Origin of the sequence: Shinella agrisoli, from assembly GCF_046557955.1 — a bacterium.
Lineage (GTDB): Bacteria > Pseudomonadota > Alphaproteobacteria > Rhizobiales > Rhizobiaceae > Shinella.
On sequence record NZ_JBJIEP010000026.1, the window covers coordinates 22,499 to 40,058 of the forward strand.

Consider the following 17,560-nt stretch of genomic DNA (forward strand, 5'->3'; position numbering starts at 1 on the left):
CCTCAGTATTTGCCGCTCAGGAGGGCGCCGGCGCCCGGCACCTCGGTGGGCAGATCGAGCGCCTTCAGCATCGCAAAGGTAGTGGCGATGGAAGCCGTAAGCACGGGCTTACCGGTTAGCTTTTCGACGGCCGGGACCGCATCGAGCGAGGGCATCTGCACGCAGGCCGACAGCACGATCGCGTCCACATCGCCGTAGTCCATGCCGGCGACGATGCCAGGAAGCCCAGACGGATCGAGCCGGCCGACGGCGAGATTGTCGGCCACTTCGAGTGCCCGATGATCGACGACGGTGATTCCTTCGTTCTCGATATAGTCGACTACGAGTTGCGTCAGCGGCTTCATGTAGGGGGCGACGAGCGCGATTTTCTTCGCGCCAAGGACATGGAGCGCATCGACCAGAGCGCCGGCGCTGGTGACGACGGGAGCGGCCGCACCGTTCGCCGCCGTGACACCCGCCAGCCGCTCCTGCGACACGCGATGATAGCCGTGCCCCATGCTCATGATGGCAACGAGGCAGGCATAGCCGAGCACATCCACCTCGGCATCCGAGAGTTCGAGCGCGCAGCGATCGCTGTCGCCGTCCATTCTGGAGAGCTCTTCCTTGCTCACCTTCTTCATGCGCATGCGCGCGGAGTGGAACGTGAACTTTTCCCCGCCGAACGCGGCGCGGCGATTCAGCATGGCGGGGATCTCCGTCTCCATCGTCGTGTTCGACGAGGGCACGATCTGACCGATGCGATAGGTTTTCGTCATGGATTGCTCCTCCTAGCGTGCGGAGACGGCCTGCGTGCCGTCATATTCATAGACCCAGTCGGCCCTCATGCCGGTGGTGCGCGGGGCGACGATCGAGCGGATCCGGTATTCGAGATCGCGCTTCATCTGGGCGATGGCGGATGGCAGGTGGTAGGTCTCGCCGCGCTTGCGGGATTCGAGCTGCACGCGGCTGGTGCGGGGACGCCGCAGCGCGTCATAGGTGGCGATCGCCGCCTTGATATCGCTGCCTGCGGCCTGCAAGGCCTCGGCCAGAACATAGCCGTCCTCGATCGCCATCGCGGCCCCCTGCGAGAGGAAGGGCAGCATGGGGTGGGCGGCATCGCCGAGCAGCGTCACCCGCCCGCCGTCCCAGGAGGGCATCGGATTTCGGTCGAACAGACCCCAGCGGTAGACGTCGGTCACCTTGGAGAAGAGCTTCTTCAAATCCGCATGCCAGTCCTGATAGGTGGCAAGCATCTCGTCACGTGACGCCCGGACGTTCCAGCCTTCGGAGACCCATTGCGGCGCCTCCTGCACGGCGACGATGTTCACCATGGTCCCGCCGCGCACATAATAGGTCACGACGTGGCCGTTCGGGCCCATCCAGAGCGAATTGTAGGGCTCGACATAGGGCATGGGCTCGCCGACCGGCACAAGCGCCCGGTAGCACATATGCCCTGTCCAGCGCGGCTCCTCGCAGCCGAAGATCCTGTCACGAACGACGGAGCGCACTCCATCCGCCCCGATCACGAGATCTGCCGGCTTGGTGCGTCCATCCGCGAAGGTCAGCGTGACACCCGACGCATCCTGGGTGCAATCCGTGAGTTCCGCTCCGAAGGTGACGGAGGAGGCCGGCAATTCGCGGACGAAAAGATCGAGCAGGTCGGCGCGGTGGATCTGCAGGTAGGGCGCGCCATAGTACTCGATGAAACCCTTGTCGAAGGGGAGCAGGAAATTCTCCCGGCCCGACTTCCAGTGCCGGCCACGCGAGCCCTTCGGCTGGAATGCCACCTTGGTCAGCCGGTCGTAGAGGCCGAGCGCACGGATTATCTTGACGGCATTCGGCGTCATCTGCACGCCCGCACCGATCTCGCCGAAGGCTTGGGCACGTTCGTAGATGTGGGGATCGAAACCCCGCTTTCTCAAGCTGACGGCAAGCGCAGCGCCACCAATACCGCCACCGACGATGGCAATCTTCAATTTCTCAGTCATGATCTTTCCTTGGATATCTCGGGCGGGTCAGGTGCTCGGCGGCACCCGACCCAGGACTCGAAGACGCGTCATGTTCGCCACCGCGACAGCCGTCTTTCGAGTGGTGCGAAAGTCACTTTCTCCACCAGCTGCATGAGGATGCAGAAGATGATCGCGCAGGCGATCGCGTCTCTCATGCGCAGGATATGGAAGTAGTGGTAGATGCGCGCACCGACGCCATCCGGCTGCGTCAGCGCCTCCACGAAGATCACGATCTTCCAGGAAAGCGCGAAGGAGAAGCGGGCGGCCGTGAGGAGCGCCGGAACCAGTTGCGGTACCATCACCTCGCGGAAATGGCGGGCGGGCGGGATGTGGTAGATCTTCGCCATCTCGTCGAGCGACCGGTCGCGGGCCTGCGTGGAGGTGCGGACCGTATTGACGACGAAGGGGATGACCGCAAGCACGAGAGCGATGTAACCGGCAAGTTCGCCCGTCCCGACCGCAAGGCTCGCGAAGATGATGTAGACGGGATCGGGAACGGCGAGCGCCAGCGCGATCAGCGGAGCGAAAAAGGCTTCCGCCTTGCGGTTGAGGCCGATGGCGATGCCGACCGCCGTACCAATGAGCGTCGCCGTCACGAAGGCGAGGAGCAACCGCTTCCAGGTGAGCAGCATGTCGATATAGAACTGCTCGCGGGAGAGCGCACCGACCATTGATTTCCAGGTGTCCTGAATGGAGGGTACCCAAGGCCGGTTGTAGGCGGCGATGACCTGCCAGACGACGAGGAGGACGGCGATGGCGATGATCGTGCCGATCAGTCTCGTCCGGCGCTGGACCGTGTTATGGTGGCGAAGTTGGTCGGCATCGAGCGTCGCCGTACCAAATGCGCTGGAGGTGATGGCCATCACGCCCCCCTCCCCGCATCGCCGGCAAGCCCCCACGGCGTCAGGACCTTTTCGATGAGCTCGGCCTCGATCTCGCCGATCTTCGGGTCCTCGTAACGTCGCGGCCTTGCGAGCGGCACCTGGTAATCCATGAAGACCGAGGACGGGCCGCGGCTCAAGACGATGATGCGGTCGGCGAGATAGACGGCTTCCCGCAGCGAGTGTGTGACGAAGACGATGGTCTGCCCGGTCTCGGCCCAGATATTGGAGAGCTCATGGCGCAGCGTGCGCGCCGTCACCTCGTCGAGGGTCGCGAGCGGCTCGTCCATCAGCACGTAGGCCGGCTGCACGAGGAGCGCACGGGCAATCGAGACACGCTGGCGCTGGCCGCCGGAAAGCTGCATCGGCCAGGAATCCTTGAAGCGGGAAATCTGAAGAATCCCCAGCATCCGGTCGATATCGGCGTTCCAGCGCTCGTGCGGGATGTCCGTGGAGGCGAGAACAAGTTCCAGATTCTGCCGCACCGTTCGCCAGGGCAGCAATCGATGCGCCTGGAAGACATAACCGAGCCGCGGATCGACATGGTCGGCACCATAGAGCGTCTTGCCCTCGACAGCGACCGAGCCGACGGTCGGCGGCAACAACCCGGAAATCGCGTTCAGCATGGTGGACTTGCCGCAGCCGGACGGTCCGACGATCGCGACGAACTCGCCGCGCTTGACCTCAAACGTATGATCGCGGATCGCCTCCTGCTCCCCGTAGCGCACGCCCATCTTCTCGACGGACAGAACGACGTCGCCGACGACGGAGACTCTTATGGGTTCGGGTCGATAGTTCATTCGAGTCTCCATCAGTTGTCGCCGCGCCAGCGAAAGGAGCGGCGCTCTGCCGGACGCAGCAGGCCATACTCCGCGATGATCACCACGGCCATGAACACGAGAAGCCAGAGATGGATCTGCGTGATCAGGAAGTAGTTCCAGGCGTTGGAGAACTGGACGCCGAAGCCGAGCTTGGCCGCGCCGAAGATCTCGACGGCGACGATGACTTTCCAGGCAAGGGCGTGAATGTTCCGGATGGCCGCGAACATGTACGGCATGACGAAGGGAAGAAGCACGTGACGGGCATGGCGGACAGCACCGAAGCGATAAATCCGCGCCATGCCGTCGAGTTCCTTGTCCGCACTCTTGAGCCCGTTCAACAGGCCCACGGTGAGATAGGGAAACGTAATGAACGCAACGACGATGACATTGCCATATTCCGCCCCGCGAAAGAGCGACAGCGCGACGATGGCGGCGATCGCCGACGGAGTTCTGAGCCCGATCGTCACATAGGTGTCGAGTATATGCGTCCAGAGCAGGCTGCGATGCATGGCAAGCGCCGCAAGGGTGCCGAGCAGAAGGCCCGCGAGAAGCCCGCCATAGACGCGCGCCATCGTCGTTCCGACATGGATCCAGGTCGCGGGATCTGCGAGGAAGGCTGGAAGCGCTGCGAAAACCACCAGCGGATCGCCGATAAAAGTCGTATGGCGCGCGGCCAGGAACCACAGCGGAACGAGAAGACAGACGGCGGTCAGCGACCAGCCGATATTCGGATATTTGGACATGGTCTTTCCAAAGAAAAAGGCAGGTCGATGATGCGGGGTCAGGCGGGCGGGGCACAAGGCCCGCCCGGGATGGCCTTACGGCTTGGGCCCGATCAGCTCTTCCAGCGTCACTAGCGTTTTTTCCGGAACCTCGTCGAGGACGACACCCTCGTCGGCTACCGTCTGGAGATAAGCATTGGCCTTGACCAGGATTTCCGGCGTCCATTCGGACGTGAAATAATCGTAGGTCTTCGCGTTGGCTGCGAGCTGGTCGAGCACTTCCGGCGAACTGACGCCGAGGCGCTTGGCGATGTAGGGTTCCTTCAGGATGGCGTAATCTGACTTGCGGATCATATCGATCGATTCCTCGATCGCGGCCCGGAAACCATAGGCCAGCTTCGGGTTTTCCGTCAGCCACTTGCTCGATGAGGCGAAGATCCCGATCCACGGCGAAAAGCCGTCGCCGGTCGCTTTGTACCCTTCCGTGCCTTGCAGGATGAAGTGGCCCTTCGTCGCAACCATGCCGGCGGAGATGTGCGGCTCGAAATTGAGCATAGCCTCGATGCTGCCCGCTTCCAGCATGGGAACGAGCGCGGCAGGGCCAGCCTGCTGGAGATCGAACTCCTTGGTCAGATCGAAGCCGTCCGTCTTCTGCACCAGTTGGCGCAGATAGGTGGTTGTGCCGGATTCCATACCGAAATGCCCGACGCGCTTGCCCTTCAGGTCGGCGACGGTCTTTGCCTCGCTCTTGCCCGAGGCAACGATCCCCAGATAGAGATTGCCATAGGGCAGGAAGCCGTGAATGTCGAAGCCTTCGGCACGGGCCGTCGCGGCGCCAACGGCGTCTTCGTCATTGGAGATGTCATACTCCCCCATCAGGAAGGCCTGGAAGCCGCCGCCCATGGCGAGGAAGTCGACATTGGCCTTGAAGCCATGCTTCTCGTCGAGCTTGTTTTCCAGCATCACCATGAGCGGAACGCCGCCCACGGAGCCTTCGACGGCGTGAATCTTGACGGTGGGCAGACCCTGCGCCGATACGAGGTTGGCACAGGCAAGCATCGCGCCAGCCGCAACGGCTGTCGCCAGAATGGATTTGAACATCTTTGTTCCCCTTTGTTTTATGCGAAGCTCGTGCGATCGAGCTTACTATATAACCATACAATTAATTTTTGGGCTGTCAACTTGACTTTGATCAGGTGGCGTCGATCACGATGCGTTCTGGCCTGGAGCCACCGCCGGCCGGCGCCGCGAAGATGCGGTCGAATACGCCAAGGCGGCTCCAGCGGATGAGGCGTTATAGAGCGTCTTGTGCGGCCCTATTCCTTTGGCGGCTGGATGACAGCTATTGTAGGGCCTTCGTTGAAGCGATCAGTAGAAAAGAAAATATGCCGAGACCGAAACTTCATAGCGACGAGTTCATTCTGGATACCGCACTAAGCATCCTTCTTCGGAAAGGTCCGTCGGCCTTTACCCTTTCCGATGTTGCGGAGGCGGTCGGCATCTCGCGGGCTGCACTGATCCAGCGGTTCAAGGACAAGGCGACGCTGCACCAGAAGGTCATGGAGCGCAGCACGCAGGAGGTACGCGACTATTTCGCGAGCGCGAGCCCCAAAAAGGGCCTCGATCCGCTGTGGGCAATGCTCAAGGACCTCATCGCCGGTATGGGTAGCGGTGCCGGAACGGAAGGCTATCTCCTTTTATTGTGGGGTGACGTTCAGGAGCCCTCGCTTCGCGCACTTGCGGCAGAGCGGAACAGGCTGGTCCTGAAAGCTATCGAGGCGCGACTGCCCGCCGGGCCGCATCCGCCCGAGCAAACGGCCGGCCTGATTCAGACCGTCATCCAGGGGGCCTGCATGCAGTGGCTTGTTGAGCCGGAAGGCACGCTGGCGGCCTTCATGACCGGGCGGACCCGTATGCTTTTATCCATTCTCTATCCCGACCATGTGTTTAGGTAACACCATATGGAGGGTTGTTTATAACAGTCGTGTCGGTTATTTATAAGCGATGAGCCGCGATACCATCGGGCCCGCAGACCGGAACGACGATCATGCCTATATGAGAACCAAGCCCTTTAGAGGTCGACCGGCAAAAAACACCGCCCGCGCCAACCCTGGCGTTAAACCTAACGGCGGCTGAATTCGATGCGTTGAACGCTGGCAGCGAGTCGCACGTCGCATATCGCGATTTGTTCTGCCCCCACACGGACCTGCCGCTCGCCTTGCGCAAGTGGTCCGAAGCCCGGGGCGTCCAGTTGCGGAGCCTCCGGAAAATTACGCATGAGCACGGCAGCCGGTCGCAGAAAGTGCTTTTCGGCGTGCATGATGGCTATGCGGTTGAAAGCGTCCTGATCCGCCGCCATGACGGACACACCGCCTGTATTTCGTCACAGGTCGGATGTGCCTTCGCCTGCCAGTTCTGCGCGTCCGGCCAAGCGGGCCTCAAGCGTAACCTTTTGGCGGGCGAGATCGTCGAACAGGTCGTTCAGCTCGGACCGAAGGTCAACCGGATCGTTTTCATGGGCATCGGAGAGCCTTTGAACAACTACGAGCAGGTAATGAGGGCAATCCGTATCCTGCGCGACCGGCGGGGGATGAATTTCCCAACCACGGGGATCACGCTTTCGACCATCGGCATACCGAAAGCCCTAGCGCGATTGCGCGAAGAGCATCTGGCGATCAACCTGACCGTATCGCTGCACGCGACAACACAGGACGTTCGCAACCGTCTCATTCCCGGATCGCGCAAGCACGACATCAACGAAGTCATTGCCCGCGCGTCGTCATGGGCGGAACGGCATAACCGCATCGTTACCTTCGTCTATCTGGTCCTTCCCGGCATCAACGACACGCTTGCTGATGCGAAACGGCTTGCAAGGCTTATGTCCGACCGAAAGGCGCGCGTGAACCTCATGCGCTGGAATCCCGTTGAGGGTATAGCGCTTGATCGAACAAGTGACCGCAGCCTTGGGCTTTTTCGTGAGGTACTGGATCGCGCCGGCGTGCCCGTCGCGGTGCGGGATACACAGGGACGGGATGTTTCGGCGGCATGTGGTCAGCTCTGGTTGCGCGACCTGCGCGGCATCCGGGCCAGGAAAAAGGCCGCATAGCAGGAGCGTGGGACGCGGCGTCAAGAGATCATGCGAACGATGCCTTCCTGCCAAGTGAAACTCCGCTCGGATCGTGCATTCCTCTCACGTTCCTGATCCAGACGCTTTCGTGGTCAGCGGACCGCCAAACATATGTTGTTGGCGCCGATGCGCCCGTGGACTTGCTGTATCTCGCATTCGTCGACGCCATAATCCGTGCCCTTGCGCATCGGTGCCGGCTTGGCTCGCTTTGACCTCACAGGCCGGTGAACGGTGAGATGACGGCAGGCCGCAAACACCAAATCAAAATTACTATTGTAAAAAATAATATACATATGTAATCGTAGGCTCGCGGGCCTCGACAATCGGTCGATGCTCGCGCCAAGCCTTTTCATCATTCAGGCGGGAGGAGTCCGTCTGTTCCAAGGGAGGTCACCATGAAGAAACTTTCCGTGCTGCTGGCGTGCGCCGCGCTTGCTCTGCCGTTTTCGGTTTCGGCCCAGGACGCAATCGGAACCACCAAGAAGGACAGCTACCGCTTCGTCATCGTGCCGAAGGTCGTGCATCCGTGGTTCGACAAGGTGAACGAAGGCGCGCAGGCCGCCGCGGCGGCTATCAAGGCGCAGACCGGCTCCAGCGTCGAGGTCATCTATTCGGCGCCGCAGTCCGCCGATGTCGTCCAGCAGAACCAGATCATCGACAGCGCGCTTGCGACCCAGCCCGACGGCCTTGCGCTGGACCTGCTCGATCCCTCGGGCAACCGCGCCTCGCTCGAGGAAGCGCAGAACCAGAAGATCCCGCTCGTGATCTTCGATTCCGTTCCGCCGGAAGGCATGGCGATCCCCTATATCGGCTCGGATTTCTGCGAGCAGGCAAAGATCGCGGCGCGCCGTCTCGTCGAGGTTCTCGGCGGTGAGGGGGAAGTCGCCATCATGCAGGGCGTACCGACCGCGCCGAACCATTCGATCCGCGCCGAGTGCCATCGCCAGGTCTTCGCCGAGCATCCGGGCATCAAGGTCGTTGCCGAAGGCATCGACAACGACAGCATCGAGACGGCGCAGCAGCAGGCGGCCGCCATCATGCAGGCGAACCCCAACCTCAAGGGCTGGGTCGCGTCCGACGCCGCCGGCCCGATCGGCATCGGTCAGGCGATCGTCGAAGCCGGCAAACAGGGCAAGGTCACGCTCGTCGGCCTCGACAACCTGCCGGAAATGCTCGACATGATCCGCGACGGCGTCGCCGACAGCTCCTCGGCCTCGCAGCCGGAACTGCAGGGCTACTGGTCGGTCATGCTGCTGTGGGCGCAGGCGACAGGCGCCAAGGTGCCGGGCTACCTCGACACCGGCAACGCCTTCCTCACCAAGGAAAACGTGGACGGCTGATCCGGCACGACCGGATTGTCGCAAGGCGCGGGGATCTTTCCCGCGCCTCTTCATCCCACTGTGACGCGAGGTGCCCTATGGCCTATCTCGAAACCCACGGCCTTGGCCGGGATTTTCCCGGCGTGACCGCCCTCGACAAGGTCGACCTGTCGATCGAACTCGGCCGCACGCACATTCTCGCCGGCGAGAACGGTGCCGGCAAATCCACCCTCGTCAAGATCCTCACCGGCACCGACCGGGCCTCACGCGGCACGGTGCTGATCGATGGCCGGGATCCGGCGGAAGACACGAGCCTCTACAAGAACGTCGCCTATGTTCCGCAGGAGCTCAATCTCTTCCCGCAGATGAGCGTTGCCGAGAACCTCTTCATGCCCTTCAGCCGGACGGGGCATGGTGGTCTTCTCGTCGATCGCGGCGCCCTCGTCGAGGAAGCGAGAAGTTATCTCGATCGCTTCGGCATCGAGGCCGATCCGCGCGAGCTGGTGGCCAATATCTCGGTTTCCGACCAGCAGCTGCTTCAGATCGCCCGCGCCTGCACCAACGCCAGCATGAAGGTCCTCATCCTCGACGAGCCGACGTCGTCGCTGACGCGCGTCGAGGTGGACCGCGTCTTCAAGGTCATCCGCGGCCTGCTCGACCGCGACCACGCCATCGTCTTCATCAGCCACAAGATGGACGAGGTCTTCGCCATCGGCGACGACTACACGGTGCTGCGCAACGGCGAGAAGGTCGAGAGCGGCCGGATTGCGGACATCACCGAGGCCGACCTGATCCGCGCCATGTCCGGCCGCGATGTCGCCTTCGACGAGCATTTCCGCCCGAAGGGGCCCGTTACCGACACCATCATGGAGGTGCGCGGCCTTTCCGGCCCCCGCTTCCAGGATGTCAGCTTCGAGCTGCGCCGCGGCGAGATCCTCGGCTTTGCCGGGCTCGTCGGCGCCGGCCGCTCGGAGGTCATGCAGACGATCTTCGGCTTCCTGAAGGCCAAGGCCGGGACGGTGACGGTCGACGGCAGGCCCTGGACGCTCAACGACACCTCCGCCTCGGTCGACGGCGGCATGCTGTATCTTTCCGAGGAGCGCAAGCACCACGGCATCTTCCCGCTCCTGTCCTTGCGCGAGAATATCGGCATCTCCATCCTCTCGCTGACGAAGGGATCCTTCGGCATCAGCAGCGGGCGCGAGCGCGAGGCGGTGCAGAAGATCATCGACGACTACGGCATCCGCACGTCGGGCATGAGCAAGCGCATCTCGCAGCTTTCCGGCGGCAACCAGCAGAAGGCCATCATCGGCCGGGCGATGGCGACACGGCCGCGCGTGCTGATCTTCGACGAGCCCACCAAGGGCATCGACATCCGCACCAAGACCGAGATCTACAGGATCATGAAGGGCCTTGCCGAGGAAGGCGTCGGCGTCATCCTCGTTTCCTCGGAGCTCGACGAGCTGAAGAAATGCGCAAGCCGCATCGTCACGATGCACCACGGCCGCATCACCGGCGCGTTCGATACCGCCGAAACCAGCAATGAAACACTCGTAGGTGCCATCTTCGGCACGGAGGCGAAAGCCGATGCAAAGTAAACCCCTCGCGCTCCTGACACGTAGCCCGCTTGCCGGCGTTTTCGTCGCCCTCGCCGTCATCTTCGTGCTGTCGGCGCTGATCTCTCCCTATTTCCTCACACCTTACAACCTTTCGGTCATCGCGCGCGGGCTTGCCTTCGTCGGCCTCATCACCATCGCGCAGTCCATGCTGATGGTGCTCGGCGAACTCGACCTGTCCCTCGGCGTCATCGGCGGTCTCTGCGGCGTCATCTCCGGTATCCTGATGGTCCGGCTCGGCGTGGAGCCCTATTCGGCCATGCTGCTCGCCATCCTGCTCGGCGCCTGCCTCGGCTTCCTGAACGGCCTGCTGGTGACAGTGCTGAGGCTCCATTCGCTGGTGCTGACCATCGGCACGGCCGGCATCTTCGGCGGCGCCAACCTCGTGCTGACGCGCGGCGTCGCCATCACCGGCATCCCGCGTGACGTGCAGTATCTCGGCCGCGGGGATTTCCTCGGCATGCCGGTGCCCTTCGTCATCATGCTGGTCGCGCTCGCCATCGCCACCTTCGTCATGCTCAAGACGCCCTTTGGCCGCTACATGTACGCAATCGGCAACAACCAGGCCGGCGCCCGCATGCTCGGCATCAAGGTCGACAAGATCCGCCTCCTCGTTTTCGTCGCCGCCGGCGCGATTGCCGCGCTCGCCGGTGTCCTGATGGTCGCCCGTCTCGGCACCGCCCAGCCCTCGATCGGCGAGACCTGGGTGCTGGCGCCCATCGCCGCCTCGGTCATCGGCGGTGTCGCCACGACCGGCGGCATCGGCAGCCCCATCGGCGCGATCTTCGGGGCTGGCATCATCGCCATCATAGAAAACATCATCGTGCTCTTCGGCGTCTCGCCCTACTGGCAGGGCATCGTCTCGGGCGCGATCGTCGTGCTCGCCATCTCCTTCGACGCCATTTCCCGCCGTTATCTGCGCCGCGACGCCTGACAGCCGGCCGCATCGATCTGACGAAAGACAAGAGAATGAACCAGGAAGTCAAAACCAAGAAGCTGATCAACACGCCGGAAAACATTATCTCGGAGATGATCGAGGGCATGGTGGGCGCCCATCCCGACATGCTGCGCGTGGAAGGGGAAACCGGACGGGCGGTCGTCGCCGTGGACGGCCCGCGCGACGGCAAGGTCGGCATCGTCGTCGGCGGCGGTTCGGGCCATGAGCCGGCCTTTGCCGGCTATGTCGGCCGCGGCCTTGCCGATGCCGCGGCCGTCGGCAATGTCTTTGCCTCTCCCTCGCCGGCGCATATCGTCGAGGCCGCCCGCGCCGCCGATGGCGGCGTCGGCGTGCTGATGCTCTATGGCAATTATACCGGTGACGTGCTGAACTTCACCATGGCGGCCGAGGAGCTGGAGCAGGCGGGCATTCCCGTGCGCCACGTCGCCGTTGCCGATGACGTTGCCTCGGCGCCGATCGAGCGCAAGTCCGAGCGCCGCGGCATTGCCGGCGACTTCTTCGTCTTCAAGGTCGCCGGCGCCGCCGCCGATCTCGGCGAGCCGCTCGCCCGGGTCGAGGCGCTTGCCCTGGCCGCAAACGACGCGACCCGCTCCATCGGCGTCGCGCTCAGCCCGTGCTCGCTGCCGCAGACCGGCAAGCCGAACTTCACCATCGGCGACGAGGACATGGAAATCGGAATGGGCCTGCACGGCGAGCCCGGCATCCGCCGCCAGAAGCTCGCCCCCGCGGACGCGGTGACCGACGAACTGATGGACGCCATCCTCGCGGAGCTCGACCTCAGGGCGGGTTCCCGGGTCGCCGTCCTCGTCAACGGCCTCGGCGCCACCTCGCAGATCGAGCTCTATGTCATCTTCCGGCGCGTCAAGCAGCGGCTGGATGCGCTCGGCATCGACATCCACGCCTCCTGGGTCGGCGAATATGCGACCTCCCTGGAAATGGCCGGCGCCTCGGTAACGCTGATGAAGCTCGACGACACGCTGCAGGCTTTGCTGGACCACCCCTGCCGCACGCCGGCCCTCGTCGTCGGCGCCTTCGAGAGGACCGACGCTTCCACGCGCAGCCGCAAGGCTGTCAAGGCCGCTGAAAGCACGGCGGCCGCACCGGAAAAGCCGCGCGAACTCCTCACCGAAGGCGATGTGACGCCGGCGATCTTCAAGGCGATGATGCATACCGTGGGCGAGCAGATCATCGCTGAGAAGAACTGGCTTTCCGAGCTCGACGGCGTGATCGGCGACGGTGACCACGGCGTGACGATGGAAATCGGCTGGAAGGCCGTCCAGCACGCGCTGGAAGACACGCAGGACGACGAGACGATCGAAGGGATCTGCAAGCGCATGGCGAAGGCGTTCCTCGATGCGGTCGGCGCTTCTTCGGGACCGCTCTATGCCACGGCCTTCCTGCGCGCCGGCACGGCCGTCAGCCATCGGCTCAATCTCGACGGCGCCGGCATGGCCGAATGGCTGAGCGCCGCCTGCCAGGGCATTCGCGATCGCGGCCGGGCGGAGCCGGGCGACAAGACGATGATCGACGCATGGGTGCCGGCGGTCGAGGCGGCTCAGAAGAGCGCCAGGAACGGCGATTCGGTCATCGAGGTACTGGTTGCCGCCCGCGACGGCGGCGAGAAGGGCATGAAGGCGACGGCAGCGCTGGAATCGCGCCGCGGCCGCTCCGCCAAGCTCGGCGAGCGCTCCGTCGGCCATATCGACCCCGGCGCGGCCTCAACCTTCGTCACGCTGCGCGCGATGGCGGCAGCCCTGCAGAAAGCGCTTGGCTGATAGAGGCCTCAGCGCGGGCCTTGCAGCAGGGCCCGCGCCACGCCTTCATTGGTGACGAGCCGGTTGACATAGCCGGCGCGCAGGATCGCCCGGATGATCGGGATCTTGCGGATGCCGCCGGAAACGAGCACTGAAATCGGCTTGAGCTTCAGCTTGTCCGGCGGAAGCGCGATGATCGAATCGTTGAGGAAATGATCGATCGTCTGGCCGCGGGCATCCAGGAACCATCCCATGAACTCGCCGACCGCGCCGCGCTTCAGCACCGTGTCGAGATTGTCCTTCACCACGCGGATCTGCGTCAGCGAGGTATCCTGGGCAAGCGCCCCGCAGGAGACGATGCCGATATCGGCGATCTCCGTGCGCGCCAGCACGTCCGTCAGCTCGTCGTTGAGCAGCAGCGCGTTGCGGCTTTCCGGATTGGCGCAGTAGATCGGCGCCGTCAGATAGTGACATTCCACGCCGAGCGCCCGGGCGAAGGCCGTGGCGACTTCGAACGTGTTGGTGGCAGAACCGCTGGTGACGCCGCCGGTCAGGCCCACGACCCAGCTTTGCGACCGCGGCCGCGCCCGCAGGCTGCGCACGGCAAAGCTCAGGGTGCGCCCCGAGCCGATGCCGACCCCCATGTCGCGCCCCTCGATCAGGTTGCTCGCCAGTGTCCCGGCCGCCTCGCCGATCACCCGCTTCTGTTCGAGATAGTCGTCGAGGTCCGGCACCACAACAGCCTCGACGAGGCCGTAGCGGGCGGAGACCTTTTCCGCAAGCTCGATGCAGTCGGTCAGCGGCAGGCTGACATTGACCTGAACACTGCCGGAGTCGCGCACCTGGCCGATGATCTTGTTGACCTTCAGTCGCGTGATGTTCATGCGCTGGGCGATTTCCTGCTGGGTCTGGCCGCCGATGAAATAGAGCCATGCCACGCGGGCGCGCTCCAGCTCCTCGTCGAAAACACCCCAATCGTCACTCATATGGCGCTCGTCCCTCGTGTATCGGCTTCGATACGTCAAGTCATGCGGGATGGGCAACCTTCCAGCAAGCCAAAGCGCGCTTTTAGTCCAACAGGTCGCGATGAGTATTTAACGACTTAGGATCTTGCCGCTATTTCATGATGGCCATGAAAATTATCCCTGTCGCAGTCGCGGTGAACTGCCGATCTGACTCCACCGCTACAGCGGCAAGACCGCTCGCCGCTGTGCGCTTGATTGCAAGCTGTGGTGGGGTCGCATTACAGCTTCCGATTGCCGCATGCCTCGATCAGCTGTCGGAATTTGAGGCGGCCTCCGCTTCCTTCAGCGCCTCGGCGCATTCCTCGCAGCATACCTCGACGGTCTTGCCGCCGAGTTTGACGCTGATGGCGTCATGGCCGAGCTCGCAGTCGCAGGCAGCGCATGTGGTCTTCTTCATCGGATGATCCTCCAATTGGCACATCCCCTTCGGGACACGGTCATATGAGCACCCGGGGCATCGGAAGCGCTGTCGGATTCTTTAGCGATTCAACGGGGTCGAAGCCTGACGGCGCGCTGGAAATCTCCAGGCGTCTGCCCATAAGCCTGACGGAATGAGGCCGTGAAGTGGCTGTGACTCGAGAAGCCGAGATCCAGCCCCAGTGCAGTCAGGTCGTCGTACTTGCCGAGAAGATCGAGCGCCCGGGCCAGCCGCAGTCGCAGTTGGTAGCGATAAAGCGGTATAGCCTCGACCTGCTGGAACACCTGCGTCAGATAGACGGGCGAGACGCCGACCTCGGTGGCGATTTCCGCAAGCGTCCAGCGCCGGCTCAGATCGGATGAGAGCACCAGCTTCGCCCGGTCGACGAGTTTCTGCCGGCCGGTCGTGGCTGCCGCCACATGCGACGTTCTTTCGCCGAGCGAGCGACGCACGAGCGTCAATGCCAGCGTTTCCGCCTCCAAGGTCTCGGCCGCCTTCTGGCGCAATCCGTGGCGAAGAAGGGCGACGAGCGCCTGCGCGCGAGGATCGACGCGGCGGCGCTGGCGACGGAAGCCAAAGAGTTCGCCGGTCTGGATCTGGTCGCGAGGTGCGAGCTCGGCAAGCAGGGCGTCGTCGACGGAAAGATCAATGCAGGCATCACCCCCGTCGACGGGATGGCTGATCTGATAGCCTTGGCCGGCGTTGAAGAACAGCATTTGGTTGGCTTCGGCCACCGTGTCGTTGCGTCCGACATGCCGCACGAAGACGCCACGATAGGGATAAACGAGGCTGGTCTTGTGGGCACATTCCTCGCCGCTCCGATGGCGGCATGCTCCATTGCAGACAATGTCGCGGATTGTGACGGTGTCCGTCTTCAAAAGCAGCGCTGTCGAGAATTGCGACATCGTCGTTCCCGGAAGATCCTTAATTCCCATGGTTATAGTTCAGTCCCGGCGGTATGTATGCACGTCGCTTCTGGTCTGATGGCGCGACAGGCCAATATCTTTGAGTTGGGCATCCGAAAGTTCGGACACGGAATTTAGGTCCCGCCGCTGCCTGTGCTTATGCCTCATCCAGCGGTAGAAATGAACAAGCAACCCCGCGATACGTGATTGCGCGCTCCTCGGTACCGCACCACTGCGGCCGTGGCGCGGAATGATTGAACCCTGCATGGCATCTCTCCGCCGTTGGTTTCGATGGAGACAATTGATCACCGGGTCAAATTATTGGCTGTCAGTTTATTTAGCGATCAGCGGCGGGATTAACCGCCTTCGAGAATAAAGGGGCGGTCGCGCGCGCCCTTCAGCCATGCCGTCGCCCGAGCGTGAGTGCCACCATCTTCAACGAACCTTCGTCTTTGAGCTCAAGCCAACTTCGCGAAGCGGGCGGCGAGAAAGTCGATGAACAGTCTCACTCTCATGGGAACCTGCCGACCGAAGGCGTGGAGTGCATGAACGGGGAGGCTCGGGAGGGGAAGATCGGACAGGATCGCTACCAGCTGACCGGCGGCAAGTTCCTCGGCGACTGCTATGCGAAGGAGATGAACGATGCCGGCGCCTTTTAGTGCCGCGAGCTTCAAGGCACCGCCATCATTGGTGTCGAGCGGCTTTCGCGATCAGTTCGACACCAACGTTCTCGGTGTGCTGCTCACGACCCGGGAAGCCCTTGGCCGCTTTGGGCCGAGAGGCGGCAGCGTAATCAACATCAGCACCACCTCCAGCATCAATCCATCGCCGAATTCCACGATTTACGCAGCGAGCAAGGCCGCAGTGGATACGATCACGCTGGCACTTGCTCAGGAATTGGGACCACGCGGCATCCGCGTTAACGCAATCGCGCCGGGCGGTACCGAGACCGAGGGCACGCGCGCCAACGGCGTCGTCGGCAGCGACGTGGAAAAGCAGATCGTCGCCGCAACGCCGCTGCGGCGCTTTGGCCAACCCGATGACATTGCACGCGTCGCCGTCTTCCTATCTTCGGACCAATCGGCATGGGTGACGGGCGCGCGCATCACAGTCTCCGGCGGCTTCCGGTAGGTGTATTCGCCTCGCATCGCTGATCCAGACGTTCGCCGTCACCGAATACACGGGTGCCTCAGCCACTTCCGCGCTAGTCACCCCGCTTTTCGCCGCTACCGGAGACCGCCGGAGACTAGGGTGCCGAACACTGCCCCGCCCAATCCCATACCAAGCGCGGCGGCAATGCCGTTTCGCCGGGAGGTCGTCATGGCGATTTCGAAACGACAACGAAGCTCGGCCCCGGGCCTATCGCTCCGATCGGAAGCACGCCGAGAATGCCGAGGAAGCGATCGATGGGCGCGCGGTCAACGGTCCGCATCATTCATCCACCGCTGGCTGGCCGAGTACCTTGCGAAGCAGTCTCGCGAGTTGGTCCTGCTCATCGGCGGTAAGCTTGGCCGATGCATTCCTGGCGAACTCGAAGGATTGCTCGAACGCGGCATTGAGCGCATCGCCGGCGGGCGTGCGCGTGAGCTGGCGAGATCGCCGGTCCTTGGGGCTGGCGTGCCGTTTTATCAGCTTGCGAGCCTCTAGCCGCCTGACGATCTGGGTGATGTTGGACGCATCGCAGCCAAGTTCGTCGGCAAGGTCTCGCATTCCTCGTGGCCTGCTGATCCTACCAAGGACGCACGCCTGCGCCACCGTCATGTCATGTTGCGCCGCCGCGATCTCGTAGGCGCGGTCATAGGCGTCGACAAAGTCGAACATCGCGCGCTCGGCATCGGAGGACGGAGTAACGGGACCGGATGGGATAGCCATGGCGTCATTCTATCCATAGTTACTTGATTCACTCAAGATAGGTATTGGCCAGGACAGACTCGGGGACAGCTTGTCCTTCTTGACGCGGCGGGCAGCGCGGACGAGCGGCGCAACGCCGCTTCGCACAAGGTACTTGATTCAATCAAGCAGTTGT

Annotated in this window: 19 protein-coding genes; 7 read left to right on the forward strand and 12 right to left on the reverse strand. The window is 62.9% G+C overall.

The genetic code is table 11. The annotated features are described in order from the left end of the window. Window positions 1-2 precede the first annotated feature (2 nt). From ACIIOY_RS22340 to ACIIOY_RS22365, 6 genes are all read right to left on the reverse strand, one after another. Window positions 3-755 carry a maleate cis-trans isomerase family protein gene (locus ACIIOY_RS22340; RefSeq protein ID WP_411036876.1) on the reverse strand — a complete coding sequence of 251 codons (753 nt, stop codon included), beginning with the start codon at window positions 753-755 and terminating at the stop codon, window positions 3-5. A 12-nt stretch (window positions 756-767) separates the two neighbouring features. Continuing rightward, window positions 768-1,967: an FAD-dependent monooxygenase gene (locus tag ACIIOY_RS22345; protein ID WP_411036877.1), complete on the reverse strand. Its 1,200-nt coding sequence runs from the start codon at window positions 1,965-1,967 to the stop codon at window positions 768-770. 68 nt (window positions 1,968-2,035) lie between these two features. After that, on the reverse strand, window positions 2,036-2,851 hold the full coding sequence (locus tag ACIIOY_RS22350) for an ABC transporter permease (RefSeq protein ID WP_411036878.1): 816 nt from the start codon (window positions 2,849-2,851) through the stop codon (window positions 2,036-2,038). Continuing rightward, entirely contained in the window at window positions 2,851-3,669 is an 819-nt protein-coding gene (locus ACIIOY_RS22355; RefSeq protein WP_411036879.1) for an ABC transporter ATP-binding protein, read from the reverse strand. Before ACIIOY_RS22355 ends, ACIIOY_RS22350 begins: the two co-directional genes overlap by 1 nt. Before the next feature lie 11 nt (window positions 3,670-3,680). Further along, on the reverse strand, window positions 3,681-4,433 hold the full coding sequence (locus ACIIOY_RS22360) for an ABC transporter permease (protein ID WP_411036880.1): 753 nt from the start codon (window positions 4,431-4,433) through the stop codon (window positions 3,681-3,683). A gap of 75 nt (window positions 4,434-4,508) precedes the next feature. Beyond that, window positions 4,509-5,513, reverse strand: a complete 1,005-nt coding sequence (locus ACIIOY_RS22365; RefSeq protein ID WP_411036881.1) for an ABC transporter substrate-binding protein — start codon at window positions 5,511-5,513, stop codon at window positions 4,509-4,511. 284 nt (window positions 5,514-5,797) lie between these two features. Between ACIIOY_RS22365 and ACIIOY_RS22370 the strand changes: the two genes are divergently transcribed. From ACIIOY_RS22370 to dhaL, 6 genes are all read left to right on the forward strand, one after another. After that, window positions 5,798-6,367 carry a TetR/AcrR family transcriptional regulator gene (locus ACIIOY_RS22370; protein ID WP_411036882.1) on the forward strand — a complete coding sequence of 190 codons (570 nt, stop codon included), beginning with the start codon at window positions 5,798-5,800 and terminating at the stop codon, window positions 6,365-6,367. Between the two features lie 191 nt (window positions 6,368-6,558). Beyond that, window positions 6,559-7,518: a 23S rRNA (adenine(2503)-C(2))-methyltransferase RlmN gene (gene rlmN / locus ACIIOY_RS22375; RefSeq protein ID WP_411036883.1), complete on the forward strand. Its 960-nt coding sequence runs from the start codon at window positions 6,559-6,561 to the stop codon at window positions 7,516-7,518. A gap of 416 nt (window positions 7,519-7,934) precedes the next feature. After that, window positions 7,935-8,879, forward strand: coding sequence for a substrate-binding domain-containing protein (locus ACIIOY_RS22380; protein ID WP_411036884.1), 945 nt, complete (start codon window positions 7,935-7,937; stop codon window positions 8,877-8,879). Between the two features lie 77 nt (window positions 8,880-8,956). Beyond that, window positions 8,957-10,456: a sugar ABC transporter ATP-binding protein gene (locus ACIIOY_RS22385; protein ID WP_411036885.1), complete on the forward strand. Its 1,500-nt coding sequence runs from the start codon at window positions 8,957-8,959 to the stop codon at window positions 10,454-10,456. Continuing rightward, window positions 10,446-11,408 carry an ABC transporter permease gene (locus tag ACIIOY_RS22390; RefSeq protein WP_411036886.1) on the forward strand — a complete coding sequence of 321 codons (963 nt, stop codon included), beginning with the start codon at window positions 10,446-10,448 and terminating at the stop codon, window positions 11,406-11,408. The genes ACIIOY_RS22385 and ACIIOY_RS22390 overlap by 11 nt, the downstream gene beginning before the upstream one ends. Before the next feature lie 35 nt (window positions 11,409-11,443). Next, window positions 11,444-13,207, forward strand: a complete 1,764-nt coding sequence (dhaL, locus tag ACIIOY_RS22395) for a dihydroxyacetone kinase subunit DhaL (protein WP_411036887.1) — start codon at window positions 11,444-11,446, stop codon at window positions 13,205-13,207. A gap of 8 nt (window positions 13,208-13,215) precedes the next feature. On the opposite strand, the gene ACIIOY_RS22400 is transcribed toward dhaL, so the two are convergent. From ACIIOY_RS22400 to ACIIOY_RS22420, 5 genes are all read right to left on the reverse strand, one after another. Further along, the gene (locus ACIIOY_RS22400; RefSeq protein ID WP_411036888.1) at window positions 13,216-14,172 is read right to left on the reverse strand and encodes a sugar-binding transcriptional regulator; all 957 of its coding nucleotides are present in this window, start codon (window positions 14,170-14,172) and stop codon (window positions 13,216-13,218) included. A gap of 286 nt (window positions 14,173-14,458) precedes the next feature. Then, window positions 14,459-14,608 carry a hypothetical protein gene (locus tag ACIIOY_RS22405; RefSeq protein WP_411036889.1) on the reverse strand — a complete coding sequence of 50 codons (150 nt, stop codon included), beginning with the start codon at window positions 14,606-14,608 and terminating at the stop codon, window positions 14,459-14,461. An 89-nt stretch (window positions 14,609-14,697) separates the two neighbouring features. After that, window positions 14,698-15,534 carry a helix-turn-helix transcriptional regulator gene (locus ACIIOY_RS22410; protein WP_411036890.1) on the reverse strand — a complete coding sequence of 279 codons (837 nt, stop codon included), beginning with the start codon at window positions 15,532-15,534 and terminating at the stop codon, window positions 14,698-14,700. Between the two features lie 39 nt (window positions 15,535-15,573). Then, the gene (locus ACIIOY_RS22415) at window positions 15,574-15,801 is read right to left on the reverse strand and encodes a YjiS-like domain-containing protein (RefSeq protein ID WP_411036891.1); all 228 of its coding nucleotides are present in this window, start codon (window positions 15,799-15,801) and stop codon (window positions 15,574-15,576) included. Between the two features lie 191 nt (window positions 15,802-15,992). Next, window positions 15,993-16,208 (reverse strand): LysR substrate-binding domain-containing protein, encoded by a 216-nt coding sequence (locus tag ACIIOY_RS22420; protein ID WP_411036892.1) that lies wholly within the window; start codon window positions 16,206-16,208, stop codon window positions 15,993-15,995. On the opposite strand from ACIIOY_RS22420, the gene ACIIOY_RS22425 reads away from it, so the two are divergent. Next, window positions 16,177-16,665 (forward strand): SDR family NAD(P)-dependent oxidoreductase, encoded by a 489-nt coding sequence (locus ACIIOY_RS22425; RefSeq protein WP_411036893.1) that lies wholly within the window; start codon window positions 16,177-16,179, stop codon window positions 16,663-16,665. The genes ACIIOY_RS22420 and ACIIOY_RS22425 overlap by 32 nt on opposite strands. A 300-nt stretch (window positions 16,666-16,965) precedes the next feature. Here ACIIOY_RS22425 and ACIIOY_RS22430 read toward each other — a convergent pair whose 3' ends face one another. Continuing rightward, the gene (locus tag ACIIOY_RS22430) at window positions 16,966-17,406 is read right to left on the reverse strand and encodes a MarR family winged helix-turn-helix transcriptional regulator (protein ID WP_411036894.1); all 441 of its coding nucleotides are present in this window, start codon (window positions 17,404-17,406) and stop codon (window positions 16,966-16,968) included. Window positions 17,407-17,560 lie beyond the last annotated feature (154 nt).

Excerpts from the sequence above, each read along its gene's own strand:
- ACIIOY_RS22340 (WP_411036876.1), bottom strand. The coding sequence starts at position 755 with ATGACGAAAACCTATCGCATCGGTCAGATCGTGCCCTCGTCGAACACG.
- ACIIOY_RS22345 (WP_411036877.1), bottom strand. The coding sequence starts at position 1,967 with ATGACTGAGAAATTGAAGATTGCCATCGTCGGTGGCGGTATTGGTGGC.
- ACIIOY_RS22350 (WP_411036878.1), bottom strand. The coding sequence starts at position 2,851 with ATGGCCATCACCTCCAGCGCATTTGGTACGGCGACGCTCGATGCCGAC.
- ACIIOY_RS22355 (WP_411036879.1), bottom strand. The coding sequence starts at position 3,669 with ATGAACTATCGACCCGAACCCATAAGAGTCTCCGTCGTCGGCGACGTC.
- ACIIOY_RS22360 (WP_411036880.1), bottom strand. The coding sequence starts at position 4,433 with ATGTCCAAATATCCGAATATCGGCTGGTCGCTGACCGCCGTCTGTCTT.
- ACIIOY_RS22365 (WP_411036881.1), bottom strand. The coding sequence starts at position 5,513 with ATGTTCAAATCCATTCTGGCGACAGCCGTTGCGGCTGGCGCGATGCTT.
- ACIIOY_RS22370 (WP_411036882.1), top strand. The coding sequence starts at position 5,798 with ATGCCGAGACCGAAACTTCATAGCGACGAGTTCATTCTGGATACCGCA.
- ACIIOY_RS22380 (WP_411036884.1), top strand. The coding sequence starts at position 7,935 with ATGAAGAAACTTTCCGTGCTGCTGGCGTGCGCCGCGCTTGCTCTGCCG.
- ACIIOY_RS22385 (WP_411036885.1), top strand. The coding sequence starts at position 8,957 with ATGGCCTATCTCGAAACCCACGGCCTTGGCCGGGATTTTCCCGGCGTG.
- ACIIOY_RS22390 (WP_411036886.1), top strand. The coding sequence starts at position 10,446 with ATGCAAAGTAAACCCCTCGCGCTCCTGACACGTAGCCCGCTTGCCGGC.
- dhaL (WP_411036887.1), top strand. The coding sequence starts at position 11,444 with ATGAACCAGGAAGTCAAAACCAAGAAGCTGATCAACACGCCGGAAAAC.
- ACIIOY_RS22400 (WP_411036888.1), bottom strand. The coding sequence starts at position 14,172 with ATGAGTGACGATTGGGGTGTTTTCGACGAGGAGCTGGAGCGCGCCCGC.
- ACIIOY_RS22405 (WP_411036889.1), bottom strand. The coding sequence starts at position 14,608 with ATGAAGAAGACCACATGCGCTGCCTGCGACTGCGAGCTCGGCCATGAC.
- ACIIOY_RS22410 (WP_411036890.1), bottom strand. The coding sequence starts at position 15,534 with ATGTCGCAATTCTCGACAGCGCTGCTTTTGAAGACGGACACCGTCACA.
- ACIIOY_RS22415 (WP_411036891.1), bottom strand. The coding sequence starts at position 15,801 with ATGCAGGGTTCAATCATTCCGCGCCACGGCCGCAGTGGTGCGGTACCG.
- ACIIOY_RS22425 (WP_411036893.1), top strand. The coding sequence starts at position 16,177 with ATGCCGGCGCCTTTTAGTGCCGCGAGCTTCAAGGCACCGCCATCATTG.
- ACIIOY_RS22430 (WP_411036894.1), bottom strand. The coding sequence starts at position 17,406 with ATGGCTATCCCATCCGGTCCCGTTACTCCGTCCTCCGATGCCGAGCGC.